Genomic DNA, 18,206 nt, shown 5'->3' on the forward strand with positions numbered 1-18,206 from the left:
CTATCGGTATTTAGGGCAGTGCGCCGATCCTTCGCGCCGCATTAACGGCCTCGTATCGGGTATGCGCGCCGAGTTTGCGCATGACGGACCGCAGATAGGACTTCACCGTTTCTGCGCCGATGCCCATTTCCTCTGCGGCTTCGACGTTGGTGTGGCCGAGCGCCACGCATGACAGGACGTCCAGCTCCCGAGCGGACAGCTTCGTCGTTTGTTTAACCCGCACCGGAGAGACCATCTGGTCGCAGAGCGTTTCGAGTTCCTTGCGCAGACTTGGGTCCTGGACGCGGTTGGCAAGCATCCGAAGCTTCGAATGAGTGGACCGAACCTGCTCCCATTCGGCGCCGTTCATAGACCGGCCTGCCTTGCCGGACAGCTTGCTTCCCTCGGCTCGACGCAAAGCTGCGTTGACGGCCAGATCTTGCTCCAGGCTCCGGGCGGTCATGGTGACCTCCTCAATAACCTTGTCACCAAGGCGCACGGGGGAATGCACTCCGACGTAGAGGATGCCGCGAATCTCCCGCTGGACGACGACGGGCACCGCGACGATCGAGTGCAGCGACTCGTCCTGGATGGCGCGGTCGTGTTCGTGGCTAATGATATTGGCCCGGGTGTAATCCGAGACACCGACCGGCCGGCGGGTGCTCACCACTCGCCCGGCGATGCCGACGCCGGCGTCGATGACGAGGTTCTGCAGTGCGGGGGTGCGCAAGCCGATCCACTGAGTGATGTGGAGACGGTCGTCGGGCAACAGCGTGCCATACATGGTCACGGGGATGCCGGTCGCGGTCTTGAGCGAGGTCAGTGCGGCGCGGATCGACTCTTCGTCATCTTTGATCCTCTGCGTTTCCACGGGGACTCCTACTTTGGGTGTACCCAACCAGGTGCCCCTAAAACGGCGACACGAGGCCGGTCAACTGTTCTTTCTAGCGTTAGCTTACCCAACTTATCGGGGGTAGTACAAAACGTTAAACCCACATATTTTCGCTGATATCTCCCACGGCGCATCCCCCGGAACGTCACCACGTCACCCCTAGACCGCTTCCGAACATATTGGTTCATACTAGGCAGACCGTCTGGTCTACCACGAGGGTGTATGCTTCACACACGAGGTGACCACCTCACCGAAACCGCTTTTAAGGAGATTCCTCATGTCCCGTATCTACGACAACGTCCTCGACACGATCGGCGCCACACCGTTGGTCAAGCTCAACGGCCTCCCGGAGGCGGAGGGGGCGAAGGCCACGATCCTCGCCAAGCTTGAGTTCTTTAACCCCGCAAATTCCGTGAAGGACCGCATCGGCAAGGCTATCGTCGACGCTGCCGAGGCTTCCGGCGAACTGCAGCCCGGCGGAACCATCGTCGAGGCCACGTCGGGCAACACCGGCATTGCACTCGCCCTGGTCGGCGCCGCCCGGGGCTACAACGTGGTGCTCACCATGCCGGAGACCATGTCCAACGAGCGTCGAGTGCTCTTGCGGGCCTACGGCGCGGAAATCGTCCTCACCCCCGGCGCGGCCGGTATGCAGGGCGCAGTCGACAAGGCCAACGAGATCGTCGCCGAGCGGGAGAACGCAATCCTTGCTTCTCAGTTCGCGAACCAGGCCAACCCGGCCATCCACCACGCCACCACCGGCCCGGAGATCTGGGAAGACACCGACGGCGCCGTGGATATCCTCGTCGCCGGTGTAGGAACCGGCGGCACCATCTCCGGTGCCGGCAAGTACCTTAAGGAGCAGAAGCCGGGCGTCAAGGCTATCGCCGTCGAACCCGCCGCCTCCCCCCTGCTGTCCCAGGGCAAGGCCGGCCCGCACAAGATTCAGGGGCTGGGCGCCAACTTCATCCCGGAGACCTTCGACCGCAATACCGTCGACGAGATCATCGCCGTGACCAACGAGGACGCCGTCGCCACCTCCCGAAAGCTGGCGACCACCGACGGCATCCTCGGCGGCATTTCCGCCGGCGCGAACGTCAAGGCCGCCCTTGAGGTGGCTTCCCGCGACGAGAACGCGGGAAAGACCATCGTCGTCATCATCCCCGACTTCGGCGAGCGCTACGTCTCTACCGTCCTCTACGAAGACATCCGCGACTAAACGTCGAACCGCGACCGGGACCCGAAGCACACCATGGCGCCTGCATCCTCGCTGCTAGGCTCAGGCACCATGAACGTGTGGAAAACAATCCGCGAGGACGTCGCCAACGCCCGGCAACACGATCCCGCAGCCCGCGGCTCGTTGGAGATCGCGCTGATCTACTCCGGCCTTCACGCCATCTGGTCCCACCGGGTGAGCCACTGGTTATGGAAACGCGACCGCAAGTTCCTTGCCCGCGGGTTATCGCAGCTCAACCGCTTCTTTACCGGCATTGAGATCCACCCCGGGGCGCGGATAGGCCGGCGCTTCTTCATCGATCACGGGATGGGCATCGTCATCGGGGAGACGACGGAGATCGGCGACGACGTCATGCTGTACCACGGCGTCACCCTGGGCGGCCAGGTCCTTACCCAGGAAAAGCGCCACCCGACGATCGAGAACGGGGTGTCCATCGGCGCCGGCGCGAAGGTACTCGGCCCCATCACCATCGGGGCTGGCTCGGCGGTAGGCGCCAACGCGGTGGTGACCAAGAATGTTCCGCCTAATTCCATCGCCCTCGGGGTGCCGGCGACGACGCGCCCTCGCAAGAGCGGCGAACACGTGCCGCTGGTGGACCCCGGCTGCTACGTCATCTAAGCCGTCAGCGCTGCGCCACCAGGTCGTCGTAGGCGCTGTTCTTCTCCACGAAGCGGCGGACCGCGGAACAGCTCGGCCGGATTACCCCGCCGCGCTCTCGTACGTCGTCGAGGGCTTCCGCGATGAGCTGAGTGGAAAGACCCCGGCCCCGGAAGCTCTCGGCGATAACGGTGTGATCGAAATCGACGATCCCATCGACGGCCTGGTAGGCGGCGAAGCCGGCCTCGACACCATCGACGGCGATGACGTAGCGGGAATGCGGTTCATCGTGAAACACGGCAGTAGTCATGACCGGAAGTGTAGGAGCCTGTTACTAAACCAGGAAGTCCCCACCCAGTAATCCGGGTGGGGACTTCATCTGTGGCCAGAAGCGGGGTCGAACCGCTGACCTTCCACTTTTCAGGCGGACGCTCTACCGACTGAGCTATCTGGCCAGAAACACCAATAGTGTTCCTGGCGACCCTGACGGGACTTGAACCCGCGACCTCCGCCGTGACAGGGCGGCGCGCTAACCAACTGCGCCACAGGGCCTTATTAAAGGTTATGCCGGGAACAGTAGCTGCTCCTTGGCACGTGTAAGTACTCTACACAGGCCACTTTAAGCCCACAAATCCCCAGTACACGCCGCAATTCGGAGCCCTTTGGTTCGACGCCAACGGCCGGGCAGTGGACACCGTCGCCCAGAGGAGGGTGACATGGACAGCAAAAAGCCCCTCCCAGCAATGCTGGGAGGGGCAAATGGCGACCCTGACGGGACTTGAACCCGCGACCTCCGCCGTGACAGGGCGGCGCGCTAACCAACTGCGCCACAGGGCCATATGCGATTATTTTGGGAGCCGTTAAACTCCGTACCCCCAACGGGATTCGAACCCGTGTCGCCGCCGTGAAAGGGCGGTGTCCTAGGCCTCTAGACGATGGGGGCCCGCCGCTTTAAACCAGTGCGGTTGCGACTCCCCATAACTTAGTCGACGACTATCGGTTCCACAAAAACGGCAGGTAGGATGGGAAAATCCACCCACGAAGCGCCAGTCCGGAAAGGATGAGTCATGGACCATGCTGCGTGTTGCGCCAATCCCAACGACGACGTCCATCACCACGGCTACCACGCGAACAAGGACCGCTATCAGGCCCGCCTCAAGCGGATCGAAGGCCAAGTTCGAGGGCTGCAGCGGATGCTCGATGAGGACCAGTACTGCATCGACATCATCACCCAAGCCTCGGCGGCCACCTCTGCGCTGGAAAACGTGAGCCTGGCACTGTTGGAGGATCACATCGCCCATTGCGTGGCGGCGGCAGCCCGAGAAGGTGGCGAGGTCGCAGACGCGAAGATTGCCGAGGCCATGTCCGCCATCAAACGTATGGTCAAGAACTAACCCCCTACCCCATCGATTCGCCATCTCCGGCGTGGTCCTCAACGCCCGCACGGTGCTCGCGTGGAGAAGCGGGCGCATAGGCTCGACATACGCCCGCGGCGTGGTCCCCGCCGGTAAAACCGGCCCACCGCAGGCGGATTGCCTTTGGAAACGACGAACACCCCTCGTCGAAGCGACCGGGGGTGCTCGACCAAGGGGTGTTCGTCGTTGTGGGCCCTGTGGGGCTCGAACCCACGACCTGCGGATTAAAAGTCCGTAGCTCTACCAACTGAGCTAAAGGCCCAACAGGTTTTTGATCCTAGCGCGTTACCAGCCCGATTGCCCAAACCGGGCTGGCCCCAAACGTGGTTACTTCAGCATCGTCCCGGTATCCAGGAAGCGCGTGTGGAACTCGAAGGCCTTCGTGAGGTCGTGCGGAGTGTGTCCGCCCTTGGCGTTAGCCGCGGCCACGTACTCCTCCAGCAACGGTCGGTAGTCCGGGTGAGCGATGGCGATCATCTTTTCTGCCCGCTGCCGCGGCGCCAGCCCGCGTAGATCGGCGTAGCCATATTCCGTGACGAAGACCATCGCGTCGTGCTCGGTGTGGTCGATGTGTGCCGCGAAGGGGACGATCGCCGAGATGGCCCCGCCCTTGGCCACCGAGGGGGTAACGAAGGAGGAGATGTAGGCGTTGCGGGTGAAATCGCCCGAGCCGCCAATGCCGTTCATGATGCGGGTGCCGGCCACGTTAGTGGAGTTGACGTTGCCGTAGATGTCAGCCTCGATCAGCCCGTTGGAGGCGATGAGGCCGACCCGACGAATCACCTCCGGGTGGTTGGAAATAGCCTGCGGACGCAGGATGATGTGCTGGGCGTAGAAGTCGGCGCGGTCATTCATCCGAACGGCAGCGTCCGGGGAAAGCGAGAACGACGTCGCCGAGGCGACAGTCATCTTGCCGGCGTCGATGAGGTCGAGCATCCCATCCTGGATGACCTCGGTGTAGGCGGTGATGTTCTCGAACTTCGAATCGAGCAATCCGGCCATGACTGCGTTGGGAACATTGCCCACCCCGGACTGCATGACGTAGTTGTCGTAGCTCAGTCGCCCGGCGGCCACTTCATCTTCCAGGAACTGCAGGAAGTTCGCCGCGATCTTCTTGGACACCTCATCCGGTTCCTTGAATGGTGAGTTCCGATCCGGTGCGTCGGTTTCGACGACGGCGACCACCTTGGACACGTCGATGCGGTGGAAGGGGTCACCGATACGGTCCCCGACGTTAACGATGGGAATCGGCGTCCGCTCCCACAGTTTCTCCGGCGCGTACACGTCGTGCATCCCCACCAAGCCCTCGGACTGCCAGGTGTTGACTTCGAGGATGATCTTGTCGGCCGCGTCAGCGTATTCGACGTTATTGCCCACCGCCGACGAAGGCACCACAGTGCCATCCTCGTTGATGCGCACACACTCAAGGATGGCGACGTTCATGCGGCCGAAGAAGCCCTGCTGAACCTGCTGGCCGAGGTGGGAGAGGTGAATGTCCGAGTAGAAGGCGGTGCCGTCGTTAAATTGAGCCCGCAGGGTCCGGTCGGAGTTGTACGGGGCGCGGAAATTGATGGCCCCGGCGTTGGCGAGGACGCCGTCGGCGGCGTCGGCGGTCGAGGCGCCGGTGAAGAGGTTGATCTTAAAGTCCTCGCCCTTGGCGTGGGCGGCCTGTGCCCGCTCGGCGATGGCGGACGGCAGCGCCTTCGGGTAGCCCGCGCCGGTGAAGCCGGACACACCGACGTTGTCGCCGTGCTGAACGAACTCGGCCGCTTCAGCGGCGGACATGACCTTGCGCTTGAGCTCAGCGTTGAGGATGCGATCAGACATGTGGATGCTTCACTATACCTTTCGTAACGTAACGATCTTTAGTGATTGGACACTCAGAACGACTTCTAGGTGACCAGGGACACACCCATTGTGGATAAAACCCACCGTTTAGTCCACACCATGGTCTAAGTCCCAGCTAGATGCTGTTTGGCAGGCTACCCCCACACCCACCACAATGTTCTACCGTGACTACTTCAGCGCACCCGCGAACGAGCCTGACCATCGGAACTGTGACCGTGAACTCACCCGTCGTCCTGGCCCCCATGGCCGGTGTGACGAACGTCGCCTTCCGCACCCTGTGCCGAGAGCTAGAACAGCAGCGCACCGGAACGGTGTCCGGGCTATACGTGTGCGAGATGATTACGGCTAGGGCCCTCGTCGAACGCAACGAGAAAACCCTCCACATGACGGCGTTCGGCCCCACGGAAGACGTCCGTTCGATGCAGCTGTACGCGGTGGACCCGGAGTACACCTACCGGGCCGCCCGGATGATCGCCGAGGAGAACATGGCCGATCACCTCGACCTCAACTTCGGCTGCGCGGTGCCCAAAATCACCCGCCGAGGCGGCGGCGCGGCCATTCCCTATAAGCGGAAACTCTTCGGCTCCATCATCAACGCCGCCGTCAAAGGAGTGGAAGGCACGGGCATCCCGGTCACGGCCAAGTTCCGCATCGGCATCGACGACGAGCACCGCACGCACCTCGACGCTGGAAGAATCGCCGTAGCAGAGGGCGCCTCCGCGGTCACCCTCCACGCCCGCACCGCCGCGCAGCGCTATTCCGGCACTGCCGATTTCGACGCGATCCGGGAGCTGGTTGCCCACCTTGATGGAACCGGCGTCCCGGTCCTCGGCAACGGGGACATCTTCGCCGCCCGGGACGCCCGAACCATGATGGATGCCACCGGCTGCCACGGGGTGGTCGTCGGCCGGGGTTGCCTGGGCCGGCCGTGGTTGTTCGCCGCCCTCGGCGCCGAACTGCGCGGCGAACCCCTACCCGCCGAGCCCACCCTCGGCGAGGTCACCCGCATCATTCTCCGCCACGCGGAACTGCTGTCCGATCACCTCGGGGAACAGCACGCCTGCCGCGACATACGCAAGCACATGGGCTGGTACATGCGCGGCTTCCCCGTCGGCGGCAAGGCCCGGGCCGAGCTAACGAAGATTGCTAGCCTCGACGACCTCCGCGCGAAGCTCGCCCCCTACGAAGGGTCCGTCGAGCGGGCGCACGACGCCGACGCACCGCGCGGACGACAGGGCTCCCCCGCTCCCGTGCACCTGCCTGACGGCTGGTTAGACGATCCCGAGGATGGTGCGACTGTGCTCGACGGCGGCGACGCCTTCCACAGCGGAGGCTAGCGCGGCTGGTTCACGGCTTCAGCAGGTGCGAGGCAGCCTAAAATGCCTTAGTATATACCCATGCGCACGGCCTATCGCTCTAGTTTGGATGATTTCTCACATGACCTCGTGTCCATGTGCGAATACGCCTCACGGGCGATGGAAAAGGCCAGCGCCGCGCTACTGCGAGGCTCCCTCCAGAAGGCCGAAGAGGCGCTGTCCATGGCGGACCACCTCGAAGAATTGCGCCTTCGCTGCGAGGAACGCGCCGTGCAGTTGCTCGCCCTCCAGGCCCCTGTGGCGAGCGAACTTCGCCAAGTCATTTCCTCCATTTACATCGTTGAGGACCTTGACCGCATGGGGGCGTTGAGCATGCACATTGGCCGGACAGCCCGCCGGCGCCACCCCGCCTCCGCTGTTCCCGAGCAGCTGCGGCCACAGTTCGTGGAGCTCACTTCGCTGCTCAAAGAGATGTCGCAGAAAGTCCTCACGCTGCTGGCGAATCCCGACGCCGATCTGGCCCTGGAGCTGTACCGGGATGATGACGCGGTCGACGCGATCAACGCCGAGGTCCTCAACACCCTCACCCAGCAGGACTGGGACGGCAGCACCCGGGAGGCCGTCGAGGCGGCCCTGTTGCTGCGGTACTTCGAACGTTGGGCTGACCACTGTGTCAACGTCTCCGGCCGGGTGTACTTCTTCACCTCCGGTCTCACTCCGGAACAAAATGCGGACGCCACTCCCCTACGCCGGGATGAGGACGCGATCCGCCGCCGCTTCGATGACATGCAGCGCACGTTTACCCGGGACTATTACCCGGGCCGAGGCCAATCGCGGTCCTAGGGCGCCCAGTTAGACACCAAGGCCCGCCCCACGATGTGAGGCGGGCCTTGTCAGCCGTTGCGGTGTTTAGCCGAAGCGGCCGGCGATGTAGTCTTCGGTTTCCTTCTGGTCCGGGTTCTCGAAGATCTTCTGGGTGGGGTTGTACTCCACAAGGCGGCCCGGCTTACCGGTGGCCTCCAGGGAGTAGAAGGCGGTCATGTCCGAGACGCGGGCAGCCTGCTGCATGTTGTGCGTCACGATGACGATGGTGAAGTCCTTCTTCAGCTCGTGAATGAGGTCCTCCACCGCGAGCGTCGAGATGGGGTCCAGGGCGGAGCAGGGCTCGTCCATGAGCAGGACTTCGGGCTCCACGGCGATGGCGCGAGCAATGCACAGGCGCTGCTGCTGGCCACCGGACAGGCCGCCGCCCGGCTTGTCGAGGCGATCCTTAACCTCATCCCAGAGGTTGGCGCCGCGCAGGGACTTCTCGGCAACCTCCTTGAGCTTCTTCTTGTTCTTCTCGCCGGACAGCTTGAGGCCGGCGACGACGTTGTCCTCGATGGACATGGTCGGGAAGGGGTTAGCCTTCTGGAACACCATGCCGATGGTGTTGCGGACGGACACCGGGTCAACGTCCTTGGCGTAGATGTTCTGCCCGTCAAGGAGGATTTCGCCCTTCACCGAGGCGCCCGGGATGACCTCGTGCATGCGGTTAAGGGTGCGCAGCACGGTGGACTTACCGCAGCCCGACGGGCCGATGAACGCGGTCACGGACCGGGCCGGAATATCCAGGTTGACGTTCTGGACGGCGTGGAAATCCCCATAGTAGATGTTGACATCGTTGAGGATGAGCTTGCTGGTCATGATTCTCCAGGTGTGACGAGAGGGTGGTCGTTACTTCTTGACCGAGTACTTGTTGGCAATGATGCGGGCGACGATGTTGAGCACACCGATCATCAGCACCAGGGTGAGGGCAGCGCCCCACAGCTTGTCCAGCGTCGGGTCCTGCGTGCCGGACTTGTACATGTCCAGCATCATCAACGGCAGGGAGGACTGCGGACCGTCGAACATGTTGAAGTTCGTGGAACCGGTGGAACCGACCAGGATGAGCACCGGAGCGGACTCACCCATGACGCGGGCGATGGCGAGGATGACGCCGGTGACGATGCCGGACAGCGCGGTCGGCAGGACGATCTTCGCGATGGTCTTCCACTTCGGCACGCCGAGGGCGTAGGAGGCCTCGCGCAGGTCCATGGGGACGACGCGGAGCATCTCTTCGGTGTTACGCACCACGATGGGGAGCATGAGCAGAATCAGGGACAGGGTGACGGCGAAGCCAGAGCGGTCCAGCCCCAGGGAGGTGATCCACAGGGCGTAGACGAACAGTGCGGCGACGATGGACGGAACGCCGGAGAGGATGTCCACCATGAAGGTAGTCAGGCGGCCCAAGCGGTCGCCGTTGGAGTACTCCACGAGGTAGATGGCGGTGAAGATACCGATCGGCACGGAGATGGCGGCCGCCACCAGCGTCTGCATGAACGTGCCGATGATGGCGTGGTAGGCGCCGCCACCCGCCATGAAGGCGGGGACGCCGGCCTGGTCATCGATCCACCAGTCAAGGCTGACGATGGGGGCGATGCCCTTGCTGAAGACCGTCCACAGGACCCACACCAGGGGGATCATGGCCAGGGCCATGGTGGACCAGACCAGCACGGTGGCCACCTTGTCGGCAGCCTTGCGGCCACCGGAGATGTGGGTGAACGGGGAGCCCTCGGTCGGGATCGAGGTCTTGTCGGAGGAAATCGAAGTAGACATGTGTTTTCCCGCCTTCCTTTACTTGACCATCGCGCGGGCGATCGTGTTGACCACGAAGGTCAGCAAGAACAGCACCAGGCCGGCGGCAATGTAGGCACCCGCGGAAATCGGGTTATTGAACTCGGGGGCGGCGTTCGCAATGGCGGTAGCGAAGGTCGTGCCGCCGTCGAACAGGGACCAGCGGAAGCCCGGGGCCGGGGAGACAACCATGTACAGGGCCATGGTCTCACCCAGGGCACGGCCGAGGCCGAGCATGGATCCGGACACGTAGCCGGACATGCCGAAGGGCAGGACGGTCAGGCGGACAACTTCCCAGCGGGTCGCGCCCAATGCCAGGGCGGACTCGATGTGACCGTTCGGGGTCTGCACGAAGACTTCGCGGGCGGTAGCCGCGATGATCGGCAGGATCATGACGGCGAGCACCACGCCACCGGTGAAGATGTTACGGCCGGTCTCGAAGGGCGGGGCACCGTTGAAGGCGAAGAGGAACACCTTCGACAAGATGGTGCCATCTATCCAGGCGTAGAGCTTACCGAGCCACGGGCCGAGAACCTGCCAGCCCCACAGGCCATACACGATGGACGGCACCGCGGCGAGCATGTCCACGATGTAGCCCAGCGGCTTGACGGCCTTCTTCGGGGCATAGTTGGACAGGAAGATGGCGATACCCAGGGCGACGGGCATCGCCAGCAAGAGGGCGAAGAGCGAGATGAAGACGGTCACGCCGAGCAGGTTCGGGATACCGAACTGCATGGCCGCGTGATTGTTGGTCTCCCAGGCCCCGCTGTAGGTGAAGAAGCCCAGCAACCCACCTTCATTGCGGGAGATGGCCGGGGCGGCGTTAAGGACGAGGTAAATGCCGATTGCGGCAATGAGAACGGTAATAAAAGCCGCCGAGACGGTGGACAGCGTCTCGAAGACGCGGTCGCCGGGGCGCTTGACGCCGTGCGTGGTCTGGGGGACCTCGCCGCCGTCGCTGCGCTTGGTGTCCTGGACGGCCGCGCTAGATTTGTCAGCCATGACGTGAAGAATCCTTCTCAGGAGCGTTAGGGGTGGATGGCGCACCGGTTGCCCCCAGAGACTAGTGAACTGTCATTGGGGGCAACGAAGAGCTAGAACTTAAAACTTAAGCCGCGCCACCCGGGAGGGCGTCGATGGCGGCCTGGAGGCGCTCCTTGTGACCGCCCTCGACCGGGATGAAGCCGGCCTCGGCGATCTCACCCTGGTTGTTCAGGGAGGTCTGGAGGAACTCCTTGACGAGAGCGGCGGTCTCATCGTCATAGCCAGCGGAGCAGACGATCTCGTAGGTCGTCAGGATCAGCGGGTAGGAACCAGCCTGGTTCTGGGCGAAGAGGGCGTCAGCGTCGACGACCATGTTGTGGCCCTCGGTCTTGAACTCCAGGGCCTCAAGGGCGGCGTTGACGGTCTCAACGCTGAGCTCGGTGGAGCCGGCGCCGAAGTCGAGGTTGGCAGCCTTGAGCTTGTCATTCTGCTTGACGAAGCCGTACTCGACGTAGGTGATGGCACCCGGGATGCTGTTGGCCTCGGTGGCGACACCGTTGGACCCGTTGGCGCCGGAGCCGACTTCCTGCGGGAACTGCTGGCCCTCACCCTTCCACTCGCCCGGAGCGGCGGTGGAGAGGAACTTCTGGAAGTTGTCGGAGGTACCCGACTCGTCGGAGCGGTACAGGACCGAGATCTTCTGGTCCGGCAGCTTCGCACCTTCGTTGTCCTTGGCGATGGCCGGGTCATTCCAGTTGGTGATCTTGCCGGAGAAGATCTGGGCAAGGGTCGGGATGGACAGGGTGACCGAGTCCACGCCGTCCAGGTTGTAGGCGATGGCCACCGGGCCGATAACGAACGGCAGGTGCCAGGCCTCGTTGCCACCGCAGCGCTCGGCGGCCGGGTCAACCTGATCATCCTTCAGCGGGGAGTCAGAACCCGCGAAGTCGACCTGGCCGGCGACGAAGTTGGTGCGGCCCGAACCGGAACCGGTCGGGTTGTACGCCAGGGTGTTGCCAGTCTCTTCGGAGTACTTGGCGCCGAAGATGGCCATGGCGTTCTGCTGGGAGGAAGCACCTTCGCCGACGAGCTCAGAGCCGGAGCCCGAGCCACAGGCGACGAGGGCGGCGGAGCCGACGGCGACGACGCCAACGAGGGAAGCGGTGCGCTTAAAATTGCGGATCACAGACATACCTTTCCGGTGCGGTCCTTAGACGTTTCAAGAGCTCAGCAACTCATAAAACCCCATGAAGGGGCATGGAAGCATCCTTAACAGTTGCTCTCAACCTACAAGGTAGATCCCAGCGGTTAACCAGAATGGTCTCATTCGGTGAACATCTGGTTAACATATGACACCACAACGAAAATTTATGGATTCCGCTGGCCAGAAGCTTGGGAAAACCTGCACATCCGGCGCCGTGTGGCGACTATCACTCCATCGTAGCCCGGTACACCACGTGACGCTCGGCAACCACGAAGCCGACCGACTCGTAACGTCGAACCGCAGCCTCGTTGTCCGCCTCCACATACAAGATGACACTGCGCGCACCCCGCGAGCGCATGTGGGTCAGGCCCATCCCGACCAGCGGGCCACCGAGCCCGCGGCCGCGGAACGCCGACGCCAACCCCACCACGTACACCTCGGCCTCCCCAGGAGCCGCCACCTTCACCCAGTGGAAACCGGCGACGGACAACGCCGCGTCGTCTCCGCCATGAATAAGGAAAAGGACGTCCTCGTCGCGGAACCACGAGGCCTCCTGGGCGCGGTGGAGCCGGTCACGATCCCAACCGCCCTGCTCGGGGTGCCACGAGAAGGCATCGTTATTGACCGTTAGCCACGCCTGCTCGATCGCGTCTCGTCCCCATCGCTGGGCGGCTTCGGCGAGGTTGAGCACGCGGAAGCCCTCCGGGACGTCGCTATCCGCCGCAGCAAGTTCGCGTTCGCCTAGCCGCATCACCAGCAGCGTGCGCCGGGGACGCAGGGATAGTCGTGCCGCGAGGGCCTGCGCCGCCGGCAGGTCGCCGTGAGCCCACACGCCCACCTCGGGCACCGCCGCGCGCACCTCAGCGAGAAGACCCCGGCCTATCCCCTTTCCCCGCCAGCCCGGCGCGACCACCAGCTCAGCGTCGGTGCCGGCAACCGCAGCGAGGCCCACCAGTTGCCCTTCAGCCTCAGCCGCCACGTGGCGGTGGTGGAGGCGAGCATCCGTCAGCCCCAACACGAAAGCTTCGGAGAACGCATCGACGCCATCGCTGTTCGATGCCTCCGACAGCAGGTCCCGGGCGGCCGCGGTGTCCGGTCGGTCCACCCAACGGTAGGTGATAGCTATAGTCATGGCGCCCAGGGTATCGGGTAAGACTAAAGGAGTGAGTCGACAGCCAAACATCCCGAGGTGGGTTCGCCGCTTGTTCGCCGTGGTCCTCGTGATCGCGGTGGGCGTCGGCGGCGCATACCTCGTGGACTCTGTGGCCGCCATTCGAGTGGAGTCCCGCCTCTCCGCAGACATCGAGGCCTCCGCGGGGCTGCCCACGAGTCCCGACGTCTATATCGCCGGCACCCCGTACCTCGCCGCGACGGCGACGGGCGAGATCACCAGAATCACCGTCAATTCGCTCGACGTACCCGTCGACGGCCTCGGCATCGTCAACGCCCGCACGGAACTCGCCAACATCAAAACCACCCCGGAACAGGTACTCAGCGGCAATCTGCTCGGCTCCCACGCGGAACTGATGAAACGCATCATCTCCCTCGACGGCGTGGCCTTCGGCAACCTCCTCGGCATGACGGATCTCGACATCGCCAATCCCTATAACATCGCCCCTTCGGGCGGCGTTGCCTCGGAAGCCCAGCTCACCGGCACCCCGGACGGTTTCGACGAGCCGGTCTCCGTCATCGTTGATCTGCGCCTGGTCGGCCCCGAGTTTCGGATGACGGTCACCGACGTGCTCGACGCCCCGCAAGGCCGCACCAAGGACGCCGTCGAGGCCTTCACCTATACCCTCGACACTCGGCGGTTGCCCCTGGCCGGGCAGGCCAGCCTCGTCCAGGTCATCGGCGGCTCGCTCTACTTCGAGGCGCAGCGTTACCACGTCACCGTGCAACCCGATGTGCTCGCTCCGGTGGCGAGTAGTGACGGCACCTGGTCGGACTTCGATCAGTAGCGACTAAGGTGTGGTGCCATGACTGAGCAGAAACTCAACGGGAACAACGCCATCAACCTTGCCGCGGAGCAGTCCCAAAACACTGCGCACCGCAACATCCCCGAGCTCGGGCTGGGCGATGTGCCGGTAGCCGATGACACCGCCAACCTTCGCTTCGGTCCCAGCCTCAACGACGCCCTCCTCGGGCTGCTGCCGCTGGTTGGCGTGTGGCAGGGCGAGGGCCAGGCCTGTGAGAACGGCGAAGAGTACGCCTTCGGCCAGCAGGTGATTTTTGCCCACGACGGCGGCGAGTACCTGACCTATTCGTCCCGTATCTGGCGCCTCGACGACGACGGCCAGCCCACCGGCGCGCAACAGCGCGAATCCGGCTTCTGGCGAATCTCCGCCAAGGACGAGATCGAGGTCACGCTCGCTGCCGCGGCCGGTGCCGTCGAGGTCATGTACGGTCAGCCCTTCAACGACCGGGCGTGGGAGCTGCAATCCGCGTCCACGATGGTGACCGAACAGGGCCCGGCCACCCTCGGCGCCGGCAAGCGTCTCTACGGCCTCATGCCGAATAACGACCTGGGGTGGGTCGACGAGCGGGTTGGCGCCGACGGCGAGTTCGCCCCCCGGTTCTCGGCGCAGCTTCGCCGAATCGCCGGCTAGCCCAGCGTCGTCTCCACGAGCTGGCGGAATTCGTCGTCGAGCCGCCCGGCGGGCAGCTTGTGGTCGTCGAGCCGCCGGATGCGCACCGCCAGCCTCGTGGAGCTGAGCAGCCACACCGAGTCCGCCTCCAGCAGGTCGTTGTAGCTCAGACGCTTTTCCTTGCACCGCCAGCCCGCCTGCTGCGCTGCGTCGAAGAGCGCCGCCTGGGTGGTGCTGGGCACGATGTCCCCGCCGCGCACCGGGGTACGCAGTTTGCGGCCCTCCTTCACGACGATGACGCTCGACGTCGACCCCTCCAACACCCGGCCGCGGGGAGTATCGCAGAAAAGGACGTCGTCGAAACCCTGCTGCTGGGCGTAGCGCACCGCCGCCAGGGTGGCGGCATAGTTGATGGTTTTGGCTCCGGCCGGCAACCACGCTGGCGGGGTGTCCTCGACGCGGTACCCGCGGGTGGTGCTCATGACCTTGACCTCTCGGGGGCGCTGCCCGACCGCAGTGACCACCAGCCACGCCGTCGCTAACCCGGTCGATTCTCGCCCACGAGACAGCGTCCACGTGCACCGCGCCTCCACGCCCTCGTGGCGGCGCTCCCACTCCCCGGCGGCCTCGACAGTGGCCGCCACCCACTGATGAGCGTGTACCTCCGGCAACCCGAGCTGGGCGGCCGAGGCCACGAAGCGGTCCACGTGCCGTTCGATGTTGACGACGGTGCCGGCGCGCAGCAGAAGCGTTTCGACGACGGCGTCCCCCCGGGTCACCGCCCGGTCGTCGAAGTAGACGTGGGGCAACGACGCGTTGTGGCTGCGCACCGAGCCGCCGAAGGGCTCAATGATGCTGATGATGGGTGTAGGCGCCATGCCCTCGATTATGCACTCTGGGCACGATTAGCATGGTGCGTATGTCTGGTTCCTACGTCTCTGCCCTGCTGGCCCGGCCCGGCGCCGTACCGATGAGTGCCGACACCGCCGTCGACGTCTCCGGCGTGGCCTGGCACTACGGCGACCCGCTCGGCGAGCAGGCCGCCGCTCACACGGGGCTGGCCGTCGTCGACCGTTCTCACCGCGGGGTGCTGCGGGTCTCCGGCGACGACGCAGCCACCTTCCTCAACACCTTGTTGTCTCAGAAGCTCGACGACGCCGCCGTCGGCTTCGCTGGTGGCGCCTTAGATCTCGACGTCCAAGGCCACATCCTGCACCAGATCGACGTCCTGCGCGCCGACGACGCCTTCTACCTCGACGTCCCCAGCTACCAGATCGACAGCCTCACCGAGTTCCTCTCCCGGATGGTGTTCTGGTCCAAGGTGGAGATCAGCCGGGCGGACCTGGCTGTTCTCACTGTGCTTGGCGACGGCGAGCTCACCGTCGACACGGCGGTGCGTAACGTTGAGCTTTCCTCTCCGGAGGCCGCGCGGCGCCGGGACCTGCTCGTCGCCCGAACAGGGCTGACGGACGCCGTCGACGCGCTGCTGGCGGACGGCGCCCGGCTCGCGGGTCTGCACGCCTTCACCGCCGAGCGCGTGCGAGCCGGCACGCCGGAAGCCCGGGCGGACCTCGACGACAAGTCAATCCCCCACGAGGTTCCTGGTTTCATCGGCCGCGGTGAGCGCGTCGGCTCGGTTCATCTGGTCAAGGGCTGCTATCGCGGGCAAGAGACCGTGGCGCGGGTGGAGAACCTCGGGCGGTCCCCGCGGCTGCTCGTGCGGCTGCACCTCGACGGTTCGGCGCCGGTCGACCCCACCCCCGGAATGGAGGTACGCAGCGGCTCCCGGAAGGTCGGTCGTCTGGGGAGCGTCGTCCACGATTACGAGTACGGCCTCAGCGCCCTCGCGCTCGTCAAACGCAGCGCCCTGTCCGCCCAGCTGGAGGTCGGAGAATCCGTGGCGGCGCAGGTCGATCCCGGTTCCCTTCCGGCAGGCGACGAGGCGAAAGCCGGGCGTGACGCCATCAACCGGCTGCGCTCGGGACAGGGCCCGACGACGCCGCGGAAGCCCTAGTGAGAGTGGTGTGAGCTGCAGAGTGGGGCATTTTTGATTCTGATTGGCTATGGTATGTAGCAGGATTACATACATTTGACAGTCGATGGGGCCATCCGAATTCCCTGGATCGGTCCCAAAACCTCAAGGGGGTCGGACCATGGGTCGCGGTCGCGCCAAAGCCAAGCAGACCAAGGTTGCACGCCAGCTGAAGTACAACTCTCCCGAGATGGATCTGGATTCACTCCAGCGCGAGCTCTCCGGCCAAAAGCCGAACCACAGCAGCGCGCGCCAGGACAGCACGTACGACGACGAATATGCCGAGTACGTCAGTCGCTACTCCAACTACGACGAGTGGGACGACTAATCCACGTACCCGTCTTTCGCGACAAGCCCCGCCGACACCCGGCGGGGCTTGTCGTTTCGGCACCTACGCCCGGCGGTAATCCCCGCTGAGGGTGGCTCGCGCACCGGCATCGGCGTCGGTGGCGGCCCGGACGGTGCCGAGCTCCCACGCGTCAAGGTGGCGCGCGGTGAGCATCGCCAGGGCCCGGTCGCGGTCCTGCGCCGCGACGACGGCAACCATGCCAACGCCCATGTTGAAGGTCTTCTCCATCTCCTCGCGGCGTACCTTGCCGATGGCCTCGATGGTCCGGAAGATCTGCTGCGGCGACCAGGTGGCGCGCTGCATGTCCGCCACCAGACCTTCCGGAATGATGCGCTCCATGTTGCCCACCAAACCGCCGCCGGTGACGTGGCAGAAGGTGTGGACAGTGCACTCGCTGGCCAGTGCCAGGCAGTCGAGGGCATAGATGCGCGTCGGTTCGAGCAGCTCCTCGCCGAGGGTACGGCCCAGCTCCTCCATGTGGCCGTCGAGCGGCAGGTTCGCAGTCTGCAGCAGCACGTGGCGGGCCAGGGAGTAGCCATTGGAGTGCAGGCCGGAGGACTTCATGCCGATGATGACGTCGCCTTCGCGCACGCGGTGCGGACCGAGGAGCTCATCCTCTTCAACGACACCCACCGCCGTGGCGGACACGTCGTAATCATTGGGGTCCATGACCCCGGGGTGCTCGGCCGTTTCGCCGCCGAGCAGGGCGCAACCAGCCTGGACACAGCCTTCCGCGATGCCGGCGACGATGTCCGCCACCTTCTCCGGGACGACCTTGCCGATCGCGATGTAGTCCTGGAGGAACAACGGCTCGGCGCCGCAGACCACGAGGTCGTCGACGCACATGGCCACGAGGTCGATGCCGATGGTGTTATGGATGTCCATCGCCTGCGCGACGGCCAGCTTCGTGCCCACGCCGTCGGACCCGGCGGCCAGAAGAGGCTTAGAGTACTTGCCCAGGGCAAACAGGCCGGCGAATCCGCCGAGTCCGCCGCGGACCTCCGGGCGGCTGGCGCGCTTCGCGTGGGGCTTGAACAGCTCGACGGCGGCGTCGCCTGCCTCGATGTCGACGCCGGCGGCGGCGTAGGAGATGTCGGTGTGCTCAGTCATAGT

The 18,206-nt window shown here is 64.5% G+C and carries 19 protein-coding genes and 5 tRNA genes; 9 read left to right on the forward strand and 15 right to left on the reverse strand.

Features of this window, described 5'->3' with window-relative positions; translation table 11 throughout:
* Positions 1-10 precede the first annotated feature (10 nt).
* A complete protein-coding gene (gene ramA, locus CUTER_RS08940) occupies positions 11-850 on the reverse strand; it encodes an acetate metabolism transcriptional regulator RamA (RefSeq protein WP_047260126.1) in 840 nt (279 codons plus the stop codon).
* Between the two features lie 298 nt (positions 851-1,148).
* Here ramA and cysK point away from each other — a divergent pair, with 298 nt between their 5' ends.
* Positions 1,149-2,090, forward strand: a complete 942-nt coding sequence (gene cysK, locus CUTER_RS08945) for a cysteine synthase A (RefSeq protein WP_047260127.1) — start codon at positions 1,149-1,151, stop codon at positions 2,088-2,090.
* 69 nt (positions 2,091-2,159) lie between these two features.
* Positions 2,160-2,726: a serine O-acetyltransferase EpsC gene (epsC, locus tag CUTER_RS08950; RefSeq protein ID WP_047260128.1), complete on the forward strand. Its 567-nt coding sequence runs from the start codon at positions 2,160-2,162 to the stop codon at positions 2,724-2,726.
* Positions 2,727-2,730: 4 nt separating this feature from the next.
* On the opposite strand, the gene CUTER_RS08955 is transcribed toward epsC, so the two are convergent.
* The 5 genes from CUTER_RS08955 to CUTER_RS08975 all read right to left on the reverse strand — a co-directional run bounded on the left by CUTER_RS08955 (position 2,731) and on the right by CUTER_RS08975 (position 3,648).
* Complete coding sequence (locus CUTER_RS08955; RefSeq protein ID WP_047260129.1) at positions 2,731-3,015, reverse strand: GNAT family N-acetyltransferase; 285 nt, start codon at positions 3,013-3,015, stop codon at positions 2,731-2,733.
* A 72-nt stretch (positions 3,016-3,087) separates the two neighbouring features.
* Positions 3,088-3,160, reverse strand: a tRNA-Phe gene (locus CUTER_RS08960).
* A gap of 20 nt (positions 3,161-3,180) precedes the next feature.
* A tRNA-Asp gene (locus CUTER_RS08965) sits at positions 3,181-3,257 on the reverse strand.
* Positions 3,258-3,465: 208 nt separating this feature from the next.
* Positions 3,466-3,542: transfer RNA gene (locus CUTER_RS08970), tRNA-Asp, on the reverse strand.
* A 33-nt stretch (positions 3,543-3,575) separates the two neighbouring features.
* Positions 3,576-3,648: transfer RNA gene (locus CUTER_RS08975), tRNA-Glu, on the reverse strand.
* 124 nt (positions 3,649-3,772) lie between these two features.
* On the opposite strand from CUTER_RS08975, the gene CUTER_RS08980 reads away from it, so the two are divergent.
* The gene (locus CUTER_RS08980; RefSeq protein WP_047260130.1) at positions 3,773-4,099 is read left to right on the forward strand and encodes a metal-sensitive transcriptional regulator; all 327 of its coding nucleotides are present in this window, start codon (positions 3,773-3,775) and stop codon (positions 4,097-4,099) included.
* 210 nt (positions 4,100-4,309) lie between these two features.
* Here the strand turns inward: CUTER_RS08980 and CUTER_RS08985 are convergent.
* Positions 4,310-4,382: transfer RNA gene (locus tag CUTER_RS08985), tRNA-Lys, on the reverse strand.
* 65 nt (positions 4,383-4,447) lie between these two features.
* Positions 4,448-5,947: an acetyl-CoA hydrolase/transferase family protein gene (locus CUTER_RS08990; RefSeq protein ID WP_047260131.1), complete on the reverse strand. Its 1,500-nt coding sequence runs from the start codon at positions 5,945-5,947 to the stop codon at positions 4,448-4,450.
* Positions 5,948-6,162: 215 nt separating this feature from the next.
* Here CUTER_RS08990 and dusB point away from each other — a divergent pair, with 215 nt between their 5' ends.
* Positions 6,163-7,305, forward strand: a complete 1,143-nt coding sequence (gene dusB, locus CUTER_RS08995) for a tRNA dihydrouridine synthase DusB (protein ID WP_407919181.1) — start codon at positions 6,163-6,165, stop codon at positions 7,303-7,305.
* Positions 7,306-7,365: 60 nt separating this feature from the next.
* Positions 7,366-8,127, forward strand: a complete 762-nt coding sequence (gene phoU, locus CUTER_RS09000) for a phosphate signaling complex protein PhoU (RefSeq protein ID WP_047260132.1) — start codon at positions 7,366-7,368, stop codon at positions 8,125-8,127.
* Between the two features lie 66 nt (positions 8,128-8,193).
* On the opposite strand, the gene pstB is transcribed toward phoU, so the two are convergent.
* The 5 genes from pstB to mshD form a co-directional block, all read right to left on the reverse strand.
* Positions 8,194-8,970, reverse strand: a complete 777-nt coding sequence (pstB, locus tag CUTER_RS09005; protein ID WP_047260133.1) for a phosphate ABC transporter ATP-binding protein PstB — start codon at positions 8,968-8,970, stop codon at positions 8,194-8,196.
* 30 nt (positions 8,971-9,000) lie between these two features.
* On the reverse strand, positions 9,001-9,921 hold the full coding sequence (gene pstA / locus CUTER_RS09010) for a phosphate ABC transporter permease PstA (protein ID WP_047260134.1): 921 nt from the start codon (positions 9,919-9,921) through the stop codon (positions 9,001-9,003).
* 18 nt (positions 9,922-9,939) lie between these two features.
* Positions 9,940-10,941 (reverse strand): phosphate ABC transporter permease subunit PstC, encoded by a 1,002-nt coding sequence (gene pstC / locus CUTER_RS09015; RefSeq protein ID WP_047260135.1) that lies wholly within the window; start codon positions 10,939-10,941, stop codon positions 9,940-9,942.
* 106 nt (positions 10,942-11,047) lie between these two features.
* On the reverse strand, positions 11,048-12,109 hold the full coding sequence (pstS, locus tag CUTER_RS09020) for a phosphate ABC transporter substrate-binding protein PstS (RefSeq protein WP_047260136.1): 1,062 nt from the start codon (positions 12,107-12,109) through the stop codon (positions 11,048-11,050).
* Positions 12,110-12,353: 244 nt separating this feature from the next.
* Entirely contained in the window at positions 12,354-13,259 is a 906-nt protein-coding gene (gene mshD, locus CUTER_RS09025) for a mycothiol synthase (RefSeq protein WP_047260137.1), read from the reverse strand.
* 31 nt (positions 13,260-13,290) lie between these two features.
* On the opposite strand from mshD, the gene CUTER_RS09030 reads away from it, so the two are divergent.
* Both CUTER_RS09030 and CUTER_RS09035 read left to right on the forward strand, forming a co-directional pair.
* Positions 13,291-14,085 (forward strand): LmeA family phospholipid-binding protein, encoded by a 795-nt coding sequence (locus CUTER_RS09030; RefSeq protein ID WP_236684707.1) that lies wholly within the window; start codon positions 13,291-13,293, stop codon positions 14,083-14,085.
* Positions 14,086-14,103: 18 nt separating this feature from the next.
* The gene (locus tag CUTER_RS09035; protein ID WP_047260139.1) at positions 14,104-14,733 is read left to right on the forward strand and encodes an FABP family protein; all 630 of its coding nucleotides are present in this window, start codon (positions 14,104-14,106) and stop codon (positions 14,731-14,733) included.
* On the opposite strand, the gene CUTER_RS09040 is transcribed toward CUTER_RS09035, so the two are convergent.
* A complete protein-coding gene (locus CUTER_RS09040; protein WP_047260140.1) occupies positions 14,730-15,590 on the reverse strand; it encodes an aminodeoxychorismate lyase in 861 nt (286 codons plus the stop codon). The genes CUTER_RS09035 and CUTER_RS09040 overlap by 4 nt on opposite strands.
* Positions 15,591-15,631: 41 nt before the next feature.
* Between CUTER_RS09040 and ygfZ the strand changes: the two genes are divergently transcribed.
* Both ygfZ and CUTER_RS09050 read left to right on the forward strand, forming a co-directional pair.
* The gene (gene ygfZ / locus CUTER_RS09045; RefSeq protein ID WP_047260141.1) at positions 15,632-16,726 is read left to right on the forward strand and encodes a CAF17-like 4Fe-4S cluster assembly/insertion protein YgfZ; all 1,095 of its coding nucleotides are present in this window, start codon (positions 15,632-15,634) and stop codon (positions 16,724-16,726) included.
* 139 nt (positions 16,727-16,865) lie between these two features.
* Positions 16,866-17,072: a DUF3073 domain-containing protein gene (locus CUTER_RS09050; RefSeq protein ID WP_047260142.1), complete on the forward strand. Its 207-nt coding sequence runs from the start codon at positions 16,866-16,868 to the stop codon at positions 17,070-17,072.
* A 63-nt stretch (positions 17,073-17,135) separates the two neighbouring features.
* On the opposite strand, the gene purM is transcribed toward CUTER_RS09050, so the two are convergent.
* Positions 17,136-18,203, reverse strand: a complete 1,068-nt coding sequence (gene purM, locus CUTER_RS09055; protein WP_047260143.1) for a phosphoribosylformylglycinamidine cyclo-ligase — start codon at positions 18,201-18,203, stop codon at positions 17,136-17,138.
* Positions 18,204-18,206 lie beyond the last annotated feature (3 nt).

The sequence above is a fragment of the Corynebacterium uterequi genome (genome assembly GCF_001021065.1).
GTDB classification, from domain to species: Bacteria; Actinomycetota; Actinomycetes; order Mycobacteriales; family Mycobacteriaceae; genus Corynebacterium; species Corynebacterium uterequi.

Coding starts and splice junctions, on each gene's coding strand:
- cysK (WP_047260127.1), top strand. CDS start 1,149: ATGTCCCGTATCTACGACAACGTCCTCGACACGATCGGCGCCACACCG.
- epsC (WP_047260128.1), top strand. CDS start 2,160: ATGAACGTGTGGAAAACAATCCGCGAGGACGTCGCCAACGCCCGGCAA.
- CUTER_RS08955 (WP_047260129.1), bottom strand. CDS start 3,015: ATGACTACTGCCGTGTTTCACGATGAACCGCATTCCCGCTACGTCATC.
- CUTER_RS08980 (WP_047260130.1), top strand. CDS start 3,773: ATGGACCATGCTGCGTGTTGCGCCAATCCCAACGACGACGTCCATCAC.
- CUTER_RS08990 (WP_047260131.1), bottom strand. CDS start 5,947: ATGTCTGATCGCATCCTCAACGCTGAGCTCAAGCGCAAGGTCATGTCC.
- phoU (WP_047260132.1), top strand. CDS start 7,366: ATGCGCACGGCCTATCGCTCTAGTTTGGATGATTTCTCACATGACCTC.
- pstB (WP_047260133.1), bottom strand. CDS start 8,970: ATGACCAGCAAGCTCATCCTCAACGATGTCAACATCTACTATGGGGAT.
- pstA (WP_047260134.1), bottom strand. CDS start 9,921: ATGTCTACTTCGATTTCCTCCGACAAGACCTCGATCCCGACCGAGGGC.
- pstC (WP_047260135.1), bottom strand. CDS start 10,941: ATGGCTGACAAATCTAGCGCGGCCGTCCAGGACACCAAGCGCAGCGAC.
- mshD (WP_047260137.1), bottom strand. CDS start 13,259: ATGACTATAGCTATCACCTACCGTTGGGTGGACCGACCGGACACCGCG.
- CUTER_RS09035 (WP_047260139.1), top strand. CDS start 14,104: ATGACTGAGCAGAAACTCAACGGGAACAACGCCATCAACCTTGCCGCG.
- CUTER_RS09040 (WP_047260140.1), bottom strand. CDS start 15,590: ATGGCGCCTACACCCATCATCAGCATCATTGAGCCCTTCGGCGGCTCG.
- ygfZ (WP_047260141.1), top strand. CDS start 15,632: ATGTCTGGTTCCTACGTCTCTGCCCTGCTGGCCCGGCCCGGCGCCGTA.
- CUTER_RS09050 (WP_047260142.1), top strand. CDS start 16,866: ATGGGTCGCGGTCGCGCCAAAGCCAAGCAGACCAAGGTTGCACGCCAG.
- purM (WP_047260143.1), bottom strand. CDS start 18,203: ATGACTGAGCACACCGACATCTCCTACGCCGCCGCCGGCGTCGACATC.